At 49.6% G+C, this 12,544-nt stretch carries 15 protein-coding genes; 13 read left to right on the top strand and 2 right to left on the bottom strand.

Annotated elements, in window-relative coordinates:
- Window positions 1-574: 574 nt before the first annotated feature.
- Window positions 575-1,519 carry a LysR family transcriptional regulator gene (locus tag HMPREF1487_RS22765; RefSeq protein ID WP_010799121.1) on the bottom strand — a complete coding sequence of 315 codons (945 nt, stop codon included), beginning with the start codon at window positions 1,517-1,519 and terminating at the stop codon, window positions 575-577.
- A 140-nt stretch (window positions 1,520-1,659) separates the two neighbouring features.
- On the opposite strand from HMPREF1487_RS22765, the gene HMPREF1487_RS22770 reads away from it, so the two are divergent.
- The 5 genes from HMPREF1487_RS22770 (at window position 1,660) to HMPREF1487_RS26990 (ending at window position 5,469) form a co-directional block, all read left to right on the top strand.
- Complete coding sequence (locus tag HMPREF1487_RS22770) at window positions 1,660-2,064, top strand: RidA family protein (RefSeq protein ID WP_010799122.1); 405 nt, start codon at window positions 1,660-1,662, stop codon at window positions 2,062-2,064.
- A gap of 376 nt (window positions 2,065-2,440) precedes the next feature.
- A complete protein-coding gene (locus HMPREF1487_RS27820; protein WP_010799123.1) occupies window positions 2,441-2,641 on the top strand; it encodes a hypothetical protein in 201 nt (66 codons plus the stop codon).
- 248 nt (window positions 2,642-2,889) lie between these two features.
- Window positions 2,890-3,342 carry a hypothetical protein gene (locus tag HMPREF1487_RS22775; protein WP_037031123.1) on the top strand — a complete coding sequence of 151 codons (453 nt, stop codon included), beginning with the start codon at window positions 2,890-2,892 and terminating at the stop codon, window positions 3,340-3,342.
- A 424-nt stretch (window positions 3,343-3,766) separates the two neighbouring features.
- On the top strand, window positions 3,767-5,086 hold the full coding sequence (locus HMPREF1487_RS22780; protein ID WP_010799125.1) for a nucleotide disphospho-sugar-binding domain-containing protein: 1,320 nt from the start codon (window positions 3,767-3,769) through the stop codon (window positions 5,084-5,086).
- 182 nt (window positions 5,087-5,268) lie between these two features.
- The gene (locus tag HMPREF1487_RS26990; RefSeq protein WP_073450513.1) at window positions 5,269-5,469 is read left to right on the top strand and encodes a hypothetical protein; all 201 of its coding nucleotides are present in this window, start codon (window positions 5,269-5,271) and stop codon (window positions 5,467-5,469) included.
- 764 nt (window positions 5,470-6,233) lie between these two features.
- Here HMPREF1487_RS26990 and HMPREF1487_RS22790 read toward each other — a convergent pair.
- Complete coding sequence (locus HMPREF1487_RS22790; protein WP_010799128.1) at window positions 6,234-6,605, bottom strand: helix-turn-helix domain-containing protein; 372 nt, start codon at window positions 6,603-6,605, stop codon at window positions 6,234-6,236.
- Between the two features lie 130 nt (window positions 6,606-6,735).
- On the opposite strand from HMPREF1487_RS22790, the gene HMPREF1487_RS22795 reads away from it, so the two are divergent.
- From HMPREF1487_RS22795 to HMPREF1487_RS22825, 8 genes are all read left to right on the top strand, one after another.
- Complete coding sequence (locus HMPREF1487_RS22795) at window positions 6,736-7,791, top strand: phage/plasmid replication protein, II/X family (protein WP_010799129.1); 1,056 nt, start codon at window positions 6,736-6,738, stop codon at window positions 7,789-7,791.
- Window positions 7,792-7,962: 171 nt separating this feature from the next.
- Window positions 7,963-8,214: a hypothetical protein gene (locus HMPREF1487_RS22800; protein WP_010799130.1), complete on the top strand. Its 252-nt coding sequence runs from the start codon at window positions 7,963-7,965 to the stop codon at window positions 8,212-8,214.
- Window positions 8,215-8,223: 9 nt separating this feature from the next.
- Complete coding sequence (locus HMPREF1487_RS22805) at window positions 8,224-8,562, top strand: hypothetical protein (protein WP_010799131.1); 339 nt, start codon at window positions 8,224-8,226, stop codon at window positions 8,560-8,562.
- Window positions 8,563-8,732: 170 nt separating this feature from the next.
- Entirely contained in the window at window positions 8,733-8,963 is a 231-nt protein-coding gene (locus tag HMPREF1487_RS27485; RefSeq protein ID WP_010799132.1) for a hypothetical protein, read from the top strand.
- Window positions 8,964-8,973: 10 nt separating this feature from the next.
- Window positions 8,974-9,195 carry a hypothetical protein gene (locus HMPREF1487_RS22810; RefSeq protein ID WP_010799133.1) on the top strand — a complete coding sequence of 74 codons (222 nt, stop codon included), beginning with the start codon at window positions 8,974-8,976 and terminating at the stop codon, window positions 9,193-9,195.
- Between the two features lie 137 nt (window positions 9,196-9,332).
- The gene (locus tag HMPREF1487_RS22815; protein ID WP_010799134.1) at window positions 9,333-10,778 is read left to right on the top strand and encodes a hypothetical protein; all 1,446 of its coding nucleotides are present in this window, start codon (window positions 9,333-9,335) and stop codon (window positions 10,776-10,778) included.
- A gap of 9 nt (window positions 10,779-10,787) precedes the next feature.
- Window positions 10,788-11,114, top strand: coding sequence for a hypothetical protein (locus tag HMPREF1487_RS26435; RefSeq protein ID WP_010799135.1), 327 nt, complete (start codon window positions 10,788-10,790; stop codon window positions 11,112-11,114).
- A gap of 3 nt (window positions 11,115-11,117) precedes the next feature.
- Window positions 11,118-12,356 (top strand): zonular occludens toxin domain-containing protein, encoded by a 1,239-nt coding sequence (locus HMPREF1487_RS22825; protein ID WP_010799136.1) that lies wholly within the window; start codon window positions 11,118-11,120, stop codon window positions 12,354-12,356.
- Window positions 12,357-12,544 lie beyond the last annotated feature (188 nt).

Here is a 12,544-nt window from a genome sequence, read left to right on the forward strand (position 1 = left end):
GGCGTACTCGGCGTCGGCGAAGGTCATCTGCTTCATGGAAAAACTCGGCTGGCGGGATCGGCGTATTTCACCAGATTCGGGAAGTCTTTTTCAGACCTTCCCTAAATGGCTTTTGAACTTGCCAGCAAAGGATGGAGTATCGTTTTTGATGATAGAAGACTCGGTATAACCGTCTAGGCGGTCGATGCCTTTGCAGTCTGCTACTAGCGGATAAGAGGCGCAGCCTGGTCAGTCAGAGGTGATCGTTTCTACGGCAATATCCGCAAGTGCGCATAGCCTGTCCGTTTTCCTCATGTCCTGATGATAGCCCATCCATATGTCATGGCTAGGCGGTGCCTCGCCGACATCAAGCAGGCTAGTGTGAGAACCTTAAGCGAGCGACTCAACACGCAGCGCCTGCCCACAATAATCAAGATGCTAAATTACCCGGCCTGGATTAGTTTTCCGTGCGGGGCTTTGTGTCATGTAGGTGTATGCCGGTCGGCAGCAGAGCCGTGAGTAGGGAAACCGCTTGACCTTGAGGGAAAAGAGAAGGTACTGCTGGTAAACACGGTTCAGGTGGGTGGATCCTATGTCAACTGGCAGGGTTCGTAGCGCCTGTTCCCTTGTCCGATGCTGCTTCGTTGGGTGTCATCAGTTCGACGATCCATTCGATAAACACACGTAGCTTGGCGCTAACATGCCGATTTGGGGGGAACGCCACGTACATTGGCATCGGATCGAGGCGCCAGTTCTCAAACACCGGAACCAGCTCGCCTCGAGTCAGATAGTCTCTAGCCATATAATCGGGTAGCCAGAGAAGGCCTAGCCCTGCCAGCCCAGCTGCCAGGTAGGCGTTACCATCATCAACGGCAAGCGCATAACGACCCATGACATTGACGCTCTCGTTACCGGAGTGCATGGCATAGGGAAAGACCTTGCCGGTGCGTGCCCAGTGAAAGCCTACGATACGATGGTCAGTGCCCTCCAATTCCCTAGGGTGTAGCGGCATCCCTGCGCGTCTCAGATAGCTCGGCGCTGCGTATACCCTAAGTCGTAAATCGCCTATATGACGAGCGACCAACGACTGATCAGTAATCTCGCCACCACGCACAACGCAATCCACATTGTCGCTAATAAGGTCAACCATACGATCGCTGACACCCATATCAAGTTGGATATCGGGGTACTTTTCGTAAAACGCTGGAAGTGAAGGAATCAAAACCAGACGGGCAAAAGGGCTGGGAACATCCACCCGTAGCCTGCCCCTGGGAGCCAAGGAGGCGCTGGATAAGCTCGTTTCGGCATCATCCATATCTGCCAGCAGTTTTACCACACGCTCATAATAAGCGGCCCCATCGGCCGTCACATTGATACGGCGTGTGGTCCGGTTGAGCAACTTGACGCGTAACCGGGCTTCCAGCTGCTGCACCAGTTGGGTAACACTTGTCTTGCTCATATGAAGTGTTTCGGCTGCTTTAGTAAAGCTGCCTGCCTCCACGACGCGAGCAAACGCCTGCATTGCATCAAAACGATCCATCGCTGTTCCTGCTGTCTCGGAGATTATTTGGATTTTACAAATAGTGATGACTGCGCTTGCTAGTTTATTCAACAGGTAAGCGTTCCCTAAAGTCTCTCTACATCGGCATAACGGGTCGATCCGGCCACAGGAGAGTAACCATGAGCACACGCAACGTCGTTTTTCCAGCTGGGCGTCAGGCATTATATGAGCGTAATCGGTATTCACCCGCGATTCGCTCCAACGGTTTCTTGTTTGTTTCAGGACAGGTTGGTAGTCGTGAGGATGGCTCACCCGAGCCGGACCTAGACGCCCAGGTACGGCTTGCTTTTGAAAATCTGAACGCGATTCTGGCTGCAGCAGGCTGCTCGTTCAAAGATGTCATTGACGTAACGGTTTTCATCGTTGATCCCGAAACACACTTCGATATGATCTGGAAAGTACTGCCCGAATACTGGGGAGAAGCACCTTATCCGACGTTAACCGGCATTGGCATTACATGGCTCTACGGCTTTCAATTTGAGATAAAGGTCATCGCCAAACTTCCAGAGGCTATTGCTAGCTGAACTGTGTAGCGAAAAATTACTGCAAGCTCGGCAATTGAACTGACTTTCTACTGCAGCCCAGCCTACATATTGCCGAGCTTGTCAAAAAGCTGTTTTATCATTAAACAAATGGGGAAGGCTGTGCTTTAACGGCCTGCAACATAGCGTTAGGCTTAATTTAAGATCAGTTGAGTGATAGCCCTGATTTACGTTGCTTGAGAATCGGCCAACCATAAGGCTCGCTTTATGGTTATTGTAAGCAAAACACGCTTTACTATCTTGTCGTTACAGGCTCACACCCTGTTATGCAGAGAGAGTGCCTCGGCTAATGTCTTTTGGCCCCGACCTGTTTGCTCACACGCTATCTACTGCGTTATAGCAAAGTCAGGGGCTCTTTATGTCTACTATCAAACCTTGTTTCATGGTTGCTCTGCTCTCATTCAGCATTTCTTGTCTTGCAGACAGCAACACGGCTGATTTAATACAGGACGGTAACACTGCGATGATAGACAGCCTGAAACAACGCGTTATTAGTCAAGCGGCTATCAGACCAAAATTGCCTTTGGAAAATCGCGTTATTCAAATAATTTTTGGGTAGGCAGCAAGAAACCATAACTCCATTGAGGTACAGGGAGGTAACGAAGCATATGGAGCGATCAACCAAAAGGGCGATAGAAGTATGTCCTGCTCAGCTTGTCAGGCTCGGCAGGCGTTGACCAGACGGGTAATTATAACTACGCCTCATTTAGACCTCAAAATAGGAAGGCTCAACCAATGAGCTATTTATATCGCAAATAGCCTATAGCGGCGGGGGAGTTGATAGGTACTACCGCTGGTAACGGTAATGTGATCAGAATCGACCAGCGTGGTGAGTATCAAGTGAGTCTTAAATACTTTCAACAGGATGACGGGATTCAGCTTGCTATTCAGCAAGGCAGTTGGCTGAGTGGTCGCGTTGATGTAACACAAAATGGCAACAAAAACTTGTTGTCGGCTAATCAGAGTGGCGCAGTAGGATGGTGGCGTGGCAATACTCAAGGTAATAATAACCAGACTGAGATAACCCAATATGGTGAAAGCGATTTGTTTGGCTACAATCAAACTGGAGATGCGAATACACCTCGGGTAAACCAGTCCGGTACATATAGCTCGGCAGAAAGTACTACCTTTGGAAATAACAATATCGTAGATATCAGCCAGGGCGGTGGCGGCTCGATTGACATTGATCAGTGCAGAGACCTGACTATCGCTCGGATCGAAAAAGTCTCCCCTATGACTATTCGCATAGCGCAACGTTGACTCAGACGGGACTTGGGAATGAGGCCGTTGTTCAACAACTGGAAAGTTACGAATACAGTAGCATCGCCGTGCTAAGTCATACAGTAATGGCAACAAGGCCAGCTATTTGGATTAACTGATGTCAGGCAGCGCGACCACCTGGTCGGCTCTGTGACTCAACGGCTGGGTGAAGAAGAGGGTGGTCTTGTCAAGTAATCACTGTACGCGTTGCGTTTTCTGAGCATCACTACCAAGCAATTCAGTGACAGCGTTGAATGCAGATTTAACCGTAGCCCATAACATGAATTTCCGTGGAGCCACGTGTTGGTGAGCATTCCGTCATACCTATCCTTTCCAGATACAGAATATCTTTACTTATTCTTAGTAAGAATGTCATGGATGACCGGTATACCTTGATTCATACACCATTGATTAAGGTTATTTGATGCCTCGAATTATCGTTGCAACCACACCCCAAGTAGGTCATGTACTTCCCGTTTTGTCATTGTTGCCGCGTCTGAAAGAGCAGGGGTACGACATCACTTTTATTACAGGGTCCGCGTCAAAAGAACGTGTTGAGCGCGAAGGTATCCGACATGTCACTTTACAAGGTACAGCGGATTATGATGCGCGTGACGTTAACCAAACCTTTCCTGACCGTAAAAAGCTGGGGCCGGGGCCAGAGCTGCTCGACTTTGACTTTCGTGTCCTGTTTATCGAGCCGTTAGCCGACCAGACCAAGACAGTTCAAGCTGTACTAGAGGAAAGTGATGAGCCCGCTGTGCTCATAACCAATCATATGTTTGCAGGAGGATGGCCATTTAAGCTGCTATCGTCTGGCACACGACCTGCCGGCTTGATCTCACTCGGGATAACGCCCCTAATGCTCAGTGCAGGCCATTTGGCACCCTTTGGAAAAGGTCTTCCTCCAGCCTCCACCGAAGAGGAAAGAAAGCAGTATTTACAGTTAAATAATAATTTTGGCAGGGCGATGCAGGGCTCAAAAGCAGCCCTTGATGCCGCCCTGGGCACATTCGGTACAAGGCCTATGCCTTATTCCTTTATGGATGCCACCACGCTACTTCCAGACGTGTTTCTGCAGATGACTGTTCCAGGATTGGAATATGCCGGAGCCTGTCTTCCTCCCTCTGTAAAATTGATAGGTACTGCGCCAAGCCAAGTACAAGCCTATTCTTTGCCAGCTTGGTGGGGTGAAGTCGATGCAGCGAAAGCAGAGTGTCGGCCTGTTATTTTTGTCACTCAAGGCACCGTAGCTCGTAACCTGGAGGACCTGGTATATCCAACGCTTGATGCTCTTGCAGCTAGTAACGCGCTGGTAATTGCTACAGCCGGTAAACCAGGGGAGCACACCAAGCCATTTGTTACCCAAAATGCTTACATGGCTGACTATTTGCCTTATGAGCAGATGCTTCCGTACGTCGATGTCATGGTTACCAACGGCGGGTACGGTGGCGTACAACAGGCATTGCGGCATGGCGTTCCGCTTGTGATTGCAGGCACCTCGGAAGACAAGGCAGAAGTTGCAGCACGGGTAGCGTGGGCAGGTGCAGGTATCAACTTAAAAACAGATCGTCCCAACACGCAGGATTTATCAGCGGCCGTCGCAACGGTTTTGAGAGAAGCGCGATTCAAAAGGGCCGCGATGATATTGAGTCAACAGTATAGGGAACTCGATCCGGCCTTAGCACTTAAACAGGCGGTTGATTCTTTTTTCCAGTCTGAGTTATCACTTTCAAGCCCATGACTGAGCGAGATCTTTAAACCTAAAAGCTTATCGAAAGAGATAAGGTGGTCAGAGCACTAACAGGGAACGTTCCAACCTTATGTCTGCAGTTGTACGAGGCTCAACCAGCTAATCTGTAACGCAGACATTATCAAAAAACCGTTTCGCTGATGTTTACTGTACAGAGATATCAGGTAGAGACCATGGCGAAGTTGATCAGTCGTGAACCTTGGTGGGCAAAACCACCTGAACAAGAACAAAATGAATTGAGTCTTGAGTGGGGATATCTTGAAAACTATGACAATCTTGAATTCAGGTTTGTCTCGATTAGACCCTCTGACGAAGAGATTCGCCTGCGTAAAGGCTGTCGAGTTATTAGCGAGGCACCACCAGGCTCATCCTAAAAACGTCAGTCATTCATCTTTATGAAGCAGAAATTGATCGCAGGAGTAAGACGTGGATAGTTTGTACTGCAGGTCATGAATTTCCGATTAGTGCGTTAATCGGAAATGAAACACTGGGGAAATGTGTCGATCATGCTCCTATGAGACTTATCCTTACATTCGCATAATATAACCATGATTATGGTACCGAAGGCGCTGGCCAGCGAATTGGCCCGGTGGACAATCTCTGCCACCGGGCCAATTTAGCCATAATCTGTATTATGCGATGCTTACTCTGAATTCTTTACGCATATGAAAATTGCCGGGTTTTCATATACCTTATTCAGCTTTCTAAGCTTTTCTATAGTCTCTTCGCATAGCTTCTCATTGCTAAAGCGCTCTACTTTGTATACCGGCTGTGTGTTTGGTGTTGCTATCGTTAGATACGCGATTAGAGACCACATAAAATCCTTTTAACCCTCTCTTACTCTCTTAGTCAGGGGGAAGCCCGGAAGCCGCAGCGCAAGGCAGCTCGCTGCCGCGAACGGGTGAGGACTTAGGGCCTTGGCCCGACCCTTGACTTACCTCGACTCAAAACAGCCTCCACCGAAAGGGAGTATGAACGGCTCTTCTGTTCATGCTCCCCGAGGTCAACGCGGCCGTTGTGGTTTGTAAGGCAACGCCTTACGACCTTTTGCTCTTTCTGTCCGGCTGCGCCGGGTCGGGTCCTTGTAATACCCGACTTTTGTCTCAATTTGATACTTAACCTTCCGACCGCACCGCTCTTAAGCGCTCTTTTTCCTCACTGCTTCTTCTTCTAGTTCAGTCAATATTCCACTAACTAAACCTCTTGCCATTGGCTTTATATCGTCTGGCAAATCCGCGAATCTTCTGAATAAAGCTCTCATCTCCGGCGATATATCTCGCTCGTGTCTTTCCAGCAAGATTTCATCAGTTGAGCAACCAAAAAGCTTAGCCATAGACACGACTTTGTCTCCTGGTGGAGCGTTTACATCCTTCTCCCAGCCCACAAGAGTTGTCATGCCGCATCCTACTGCGTCGGCAAGCTTCTTCTGTGACATTCCGGCAGCTTCTCGCCGTTGTCTTATGTTCTCGCCAATGCTCATGGTTGTTTGTACTACCTCAAGATTCTGCATCTACTCTATCTCCTGTATATCTATCCATCGTCGATAAACGGATAATCAACAATCGAAATTCCGCTTGCATGCCTCAAACGGAATATCGTAACCTTATTTCCAAGATTTTGGGGATTGACAGGTTTCTGGGATGATCGACTACGTTGCAGGCTTCATAGCCATCAATCATGTACCGCTTTCTAGCGGCATGGTTGTTGTTATCGAACCCGATGGCTCGATCACCCGCGAAACGCCTCGTCGCCTCGTCGTTCGTGGCACACATGAAGCCAGTCTCTGCGTTCGCAGCACTGGGGGAGATGGCAAAGGAAATGCAACGCACCTATACATCGATGGCAACCCGTCCAAATGGCTTCAGGGCCATAACATCGTCGGAAGTGACGATATCGTTGCTCTCGTTGCAGATACCTTCTTGCGTCTCTGCTCTTTACTTTCCCTTGAACCGACTGACTTTGAGCGTCAGGCAGTTAAACAAGGTAAGTGGCGTGTAACCCGCGTCGACTACAACGAAATGTTCGAACTCCCGTCTAGAGCTGATGTACGTGCTTGGCTCAGAGCGGGAGAAATTAAGTGTAAGTCCCGCCATGGGCGGCCCCGGCTCGATAAAGGAACTCTTTACTTCGGTAAGAATTCCACGCATTGGGCTTTCAAGTTCTATTGCAAGGCTGATGAAGTTAACAAGGGTAAGTCTCATAACTTGCCTGATGAAGTTAACTGTCTACCAGAAGTTCACGCATGGCTTGAAAACAAACTTCGTGCTGAATTAACGCTGCGCGGCAAGAAGTTAAAGACCTTGACTGATGAGCAAGGCAACACATTAGAGATCGCAGCTTATTTGACCCCGACGGTAATTAGGGCTCTATTCCGTCAATATTTAGGGGAACTTGATATGTCGGAGCAACTTGAATTGTCGTCTGAACAGCTTATGGAACTTCCCGGTAAAGTGCGTGGCACTTATGTTCTTTGGAAGGAAGGTCATAATATTGAAGATATTATTTCTCGCGCTACGTTCTATCGCCATAAAACCGAGTTGATGAAGTTCGGTATTGATATATCTGTTCGCGCCGATAAACGTCCTGAATCAAACGTTGTTCCGATGATTCGAGTGCTTGAGGCTAAGCCTGCTGCGATCCCGGCGTTCTTCTTTGAAAAGAACCTTGTCCATTTCAGCGCTCGGAAGTCTGCTTGATGGATAGCTTGCTGATTGCCACGTTCTGGCTGATTTGCACTGTTCTTTCAGGCGTAGCTGCTCTGATGTTCTGCCGGAGGTTTGCATGAACCCATACGATGCTAGTGCTGCGATTATCGGTACTGTAGTTGGGCTAGTTATCTCCGCAGCTCTTTATTGGACTTTCTACTTATGATCTCGTCAGATTACATCGTAAGTAGCAGCCAAGTTTCCAGCCGTGAAAAGATGCTTGAATGCATTCGCCGTTCTAAAGCAGAAGCTGGTTTGTTTGTTGACGAAGTTCGTCAAATGAAATTGCCTCCCGTTAAATCGAGAGCGGATATTGAAGCTGAACGCCATTGGCGTTTAGTTGAAGAGTTTAAGCGATTCGGCAAAGTCGAATTTCAATCTGAATATATTGTTTACGCCGGTGAACGGCACTAAGGAGATTTTATGGATATTTCCAAACTTACTGGCATGTTCGTCGGCGGGGTTGTTCATGATGTAGTTCCTCGCAAGTTCGGCGAAGCTGATGCCGCTGAAATTCAGATCAAAACTACTGTTCAGGATAAGAAAGGTCGTCCTGTCGATTCTTATGTCGATGTTCGTGTCTCTCCTGATCAAGTTAAATCAGGTTGGGACAATGCCTATCGTCAGAAGAAAGGCCAGTTCGTAGTGGCTCCTTTGGCTATCGGCCAATACAAAGGGCAGAACGAAACCTTCCTGCAATATAGCTGCGCTGGTATGCCGATCTCCCTGGCTGCGCCTTCTGCGGTTCAGAAGGCTGGCTAATTAACATGCTTATTAAAAAGTATCGCTTAAGGTTTTTCCTTTGGATGTTTAGAACGTGGGCTTTCCCGTTCTGCATGGGCGCGCTTTTTATGGGGCTTTGGAATCTTCATGAGACTGTTTCGATTGTTCAGTCTTTCGACCTTAACTCTTTCTGTAGTTCTAGGTAATTCATGTCAGGCACTCGCGTCGTTTTCTCATGTGATGGTGATTACACCGTAACGGGTGACGGTGCGGTTGCGTGTGCTGGTACTTGGATGGCTCAGGTCATGCCTGCGCCTTTCGACATCTCACAGATCGACCCGGCTGTGTGGTGGGGTCACTTCGGAGCGGGCTTCATGATCATTGCAAGCTTCTTCGTGATGGGTCGCAAAATCAAAGCAATCATTGGCGTTGTTAAATAACGGAGTATTTATGAAGTACATGAACGCAGCAAAGAATTACGGCACTCAACTGGCAGTTTTCGGCACTGCTGCACTTTGCAATGCAGCTGCATTCGCGGGTGACTATGACGGCATGACTGGCAGCGAAAGCTCCGCCGACGTTAAAGCCGCCATGCTGGCAATTGGTGCCGTCGTCATCGGTCTGGCCTGGGTGACTTTCGGTATCAAGCGCGTCAAGGGCACTGTGAAGTAATCACGGCGTTCGAGAAGGGGCCAACTCGGCCCCTTTTTTTTGTCCTCAGGAGCAGTCACTCATGGTCGAACTATACAACTGGACAGCCTTTGTAATGGGCGCCGCCGCTGCATATCTAGCGCTCTATGGGTGGTGAGATGCGCCTTTTTCAGCGTTTAGGACTTCTTGCGTTCTTGATGTTTTCATCAAGTGCTTTTGCCATTACCACTACATATTATGAATCCGCTACTGCTGCTAGTGGTGCTTGTACTGCGTATTTATCGCGGTTGAGTAGTTGGGGACCTGATTATAAGCAGTGCGTTACGGCTCCTAATAAGTATGTTGCACAGGCTACTCAGTATTCAGACGGCGGATACTTTCAAGATAAAGCTTATTTTGAGTATAAGACCTGCGGTAACGGGTCTACCGTTGATGTAAATACAGGTGAATGTATAGCCCCTGCGCAGGCTGACGGTGAGTTGTGTAAGGGCACAACCGATCACGTTGACGTAACGAAGAATTCTTATTTTGATGCGACTGCTAACAAGTGTTTGCCTTACCTTGAGGTCAGCAAAAAGACCGAGTGCGCACTTCTTGGCAAATCTTCTACATCCAGGACGTTCAACCTTGTAGCGGCTGCCACTGTTTCCAGCTCGGGCGAAGTTATCGCTCCTAAGATCGTTTCGGAACCGAAGGCATCTGGCATTGCTTGCGGGCTGGATGTCATCACTTCCACTGATTGCAAGATCGATGCAGCAGGCAAGGCAACCTGTAAGGTCACGGCCAAGTACAACGGCCAAGTCGGCACTACTGGCCTGACTGAGAAAGAGCCTCTGTGTGGTGTCGGTGGCAAGTCCTGCCCGGATACAGCGCAGCAGTCTACGACCAAGGAAGAGCCTTGCACGTACACGACGAATGCTGATGGTTCACAGTCGTGCAGCTCTAACAAAGTGAGTGAAACCTCGGGCCAGCAGCAGTGCAGCGGCTCATGGGGTTCTGTCAATGGTACGCCTCAGTGCGTATCGAAAGCGCCTACAAAGAACGGTATCAAGATCGATACTAACGTAGTGACTAAGCCTGACGCTACAACTGGTGGTTCGACGACGACTAAAACTGACGTTACGACTACTACGTCATGTACAGACGTTGGCAAGTGTTCGGATAAGTCCACGACGACGACGCTAGTTATTAGTAAGGACGCCAATGGAGCCACGACCTCCACGACTTCCACATGCTATGGCACGTGCGGTTCGTCCAACTCTGGTAAGGGTTCTGACACTGACGGAGAGGGTGACGGTGTCGGTGATGCAGGTTTGCCCGGCGTTCCTGACTTCACCGAGGGGATGAAGGATGAGCAGGATTACGTGCCTGATATTCAGAGATTCTATGACCGTATCTCTAACGCTCCGATCATCTCTGCTGCAAAGGCAATCGTCCCGCCGTCAGGTGGTGGAGCGTGCCCGATCTATACCGCTGATACATACATAGGCCATTTCGACACGTCCGACTTTTGCGGCCTGATGGACAAGCTGTACGTGCCTATCGGCGTCTTCATGATGTTCCTGTACGCATGGGCGTCCGTGCGCATCTTCTTCTCTGCATAACGGTGATCTATGGAAATCATTTCGTGGTTAGGTCAGAAGATTGCTGATCTTTGCACATGGCTACTTGATCTCATCAAGGCCCTGATTGCGTGGTTCAAGCTCGTGGTGCTCGAAGGTGCGCATGACATCTTCGTCGCCATCATGGACGGGTTGGCCTATGTGTTTGAGCATCTGCCGGTCCCGGACTTCATTGTCCATGCGGGCCAGTACGCCCAGCAGATCCCGCCGGTGTTTTTGTACTGCTCAGACCTGCTTCATTTTCCCGAAGGCGCAACGATGATGCTGGGAGCATTGATCGCTCGCTTCGTAGTCCGCCGAATTCCGTTGATAGGGTGATTTGTGGCAATTGATCTGTATGCCGGTAAACCACGTTCCGGCAAAAGCTATAGCGTGACTGAGCATGTAATTATTCCTTCGCTCAAGGAGGGACGGCATGTCATCACCAACATCCCGTTGGAGCGTGAGCAGCTGCTCGCTGACTATCCGGCTGGTCAGATCACGCAAGTGCAAAAGGGCTGGGAGAATGAACCGGACTGGGCGGACGGCATTCCGAACGGTGCCGTGCTCATCATGGACGAATGTTGGAGACGCTGGAAATCAGGCCAGAAGGTAACGCAGGCGAATCCGAAAGACCTTGAGCTATTCAAAGAGCACGGCCATCGCGTAGATGATGACGGTAAGACGTTGCGAGTCGTCCTCGTGACGCAGTTTGCCAGTGATTTGCCGTCATGGCTTCGTGAGATGGTCGACCAGATGTATTTCTCGACGAAGCTTGCTGCAGCAGGTGCAAAGAATAGGTTTCGAGTAGACATCTATGAGGGTGCGCCTACCGGTGCCAAGATTCCGCAGAATCTACTCATACGTTCAACGTTTGGCAGCTATAAGCCGGAAATCTACAAGTACTATCGCAGTGCTACGCAGTCATCGACGGGTGACGTAGGAGACGAATCGAAGGCAGACAAGCGCGGCAACATTTGGCGTTCGCCCATGACGTGGGTCTATCTGGCCGGAGCGCCGATCGCCATCATGATTGCGCTTTACTGCTTGAATAACATCTACGCCAAGAACACGAACGCAATTAGCCAGGCGAAGCAGGAGGCTCCTGTTAATCCGCTACCGGCTAACTTGCAGCATGTGGAGCCAAAGCCTGTTCAGACTCAGCAGGTTGTACAGCAAGTACAGGTTAATCCTAGCGCGCCGCAGCCTTCGCAGATGTGGCGTGTCGTTGGATATATCAAGCGTGGCAAGGGGTACGATTACCGAGGTACTGACAGCCGCGTTGAGGGGCCTATGATGGAAGATCAGATCATTCTGTCTCATTCCCTTGGCGGAACACGTTACGTTCCTGCGTCAACTTGTACGGCCTACAGTGACCATATCAATTACTACTGCGACATAGAAGGCGAGCGCATAACGCCTTGGACCGGCAAGCTTGGTATTTCCAAGAACCTTCCCGTCACCGCAGGTCAGGCCGTGCAATCGGTGAGCAGCGAGCGGAGCGACCAGCGCACCGATGCACAGCCTGTATCGCCATCGCAAGCTTTCAACAATCCGCTACCGCCGCAAACTGGCGTCTGAGCACGCACTTGATCGCGAGTAATTGAAATGGACAATCCGATTGTTCTCTGGCTTTGTGCCATCTGGATGGGATTATGTATCGTAAAGGCACATGATCAGGTTCAGGAGCCTGACCCTGTAATTGCATTGGAGCAACAATATTGACTGGTGGTGAGACTCAAGCCACACAAAGGGCTTCGCATAATATA

Source organism: Pseudomonas sp. HPB0071 (assembly GCF_000478505.2).
In the GTDB taxonomy this organism is placed as follows: Bacteria; Pseudomonadota; Gammaproteobacteria; order Pseudomonadales; family Pseudomonadaceae; genus Chryseomonas; species Chryseomonas luteola.

What these genes read in the sequence shown, in the direction of transcription:
- HMPREF1487_RS22765 (WP_010799121.1), bottom strand. Translation starts at nt 1,519, where the DNA reads ATGGATCGTTTTGATGCAATGCAGGCGTTTGCTCGCGTCGTGGAGGCA.
- HMPREF1487_RS22770 (WP_010799122.1), top strand. Translation starts at nt 1,660, where the DNA reads ATGAGCACACGCAACGTCGTTTTTCCAGCTGGGCGTCAGGCATTATAT.
- HMPREF1487_RS27820 (WP_010799123.1), top strand. Translation starts at nt 2,441, where the DNA reads ATGTCTACTATCAAACCTTGTTTCATGGTTGCTCTGCTCTCATTCAGC.
- HMPREF1487_RS22780 (WP_010799125.1), top strand. Translation starts at nt 3,767, where the DNA reads ATGCCTCGAATTATCGTTGCAACCACACCCCAAGTAGGTCATGTACTT.
- HMPREF1487_RS26990 (WP_073450513.1), top strand. Translation starts at nt 5,269, where the DNA reads ATGGCGAAGTTGATCAGTCGTGAACCTTGGTGGGCAAAACCACCTGAA.
- HMPREF1487_RS22790 (WP_010799128.1), bottom strand. Translation starts at nt 6,605, where the DNA reads ATGCAGAATCTTGAGGTAGTACAAACAACCATGAGCATTGGCGAGAAC.
- HMPREF1487_RS22795 (WP_010799129.1), top strand. Translation starts at nt 6,736, where the DNA reads ATGATCGACTACGTTGCAGGCTTCATAGCCATCAATCATGTACCGCTT.
- HMPREF1487_RS22800 (WP_010799130.1), top strand. Translation starts at nt 7,963, where the DNA reads ATGATCTCGTCAGATTACATCGTAAGTAGCAGCCAAGTTTCCAGCCGT.
- HMPREF1487_RS22805 (WP_010799131.1), top strand. Translation starts at nt 8,224, where the DNA reads ATGGATATTTCCAAACTTACTGGCATGTTCGTCGGCGGGGTTGTTCAT.
- HMPREF1487_RS27485 (WP_010799132.1), top strand. Translation starts at nt 8,733, where the DNA reads ATGTCAGGCACTCGCGTCGTTTTCTCATGTGATGGTGATTACACCGTA.
- HMPREF1487_RS22810 (WP_010799133.1), top strand. Translation starts at nt 8,974, where the DNA reads ATGAAGTACATGAACGCAGCAAAGAATTACGGCACTCAACTGGCAGTT.
- HMPREF1487_RS22815 (WP_010799134.1), top strand. Translation starts at nt 9,333, where the DNA reads ATGCGCCTTTTTCAGCGTTTAGGACTTCTTGCGTTCTTGATGTTTTCA.
- HMPREF1487_RS26435 (WP_010799135.1), top strand. Translation starts at nt 10,788, where the DNA reads ATGGAAATCATTTCGTGGTTAGGTCAGAAGATTGCTGATCTTTGCACA.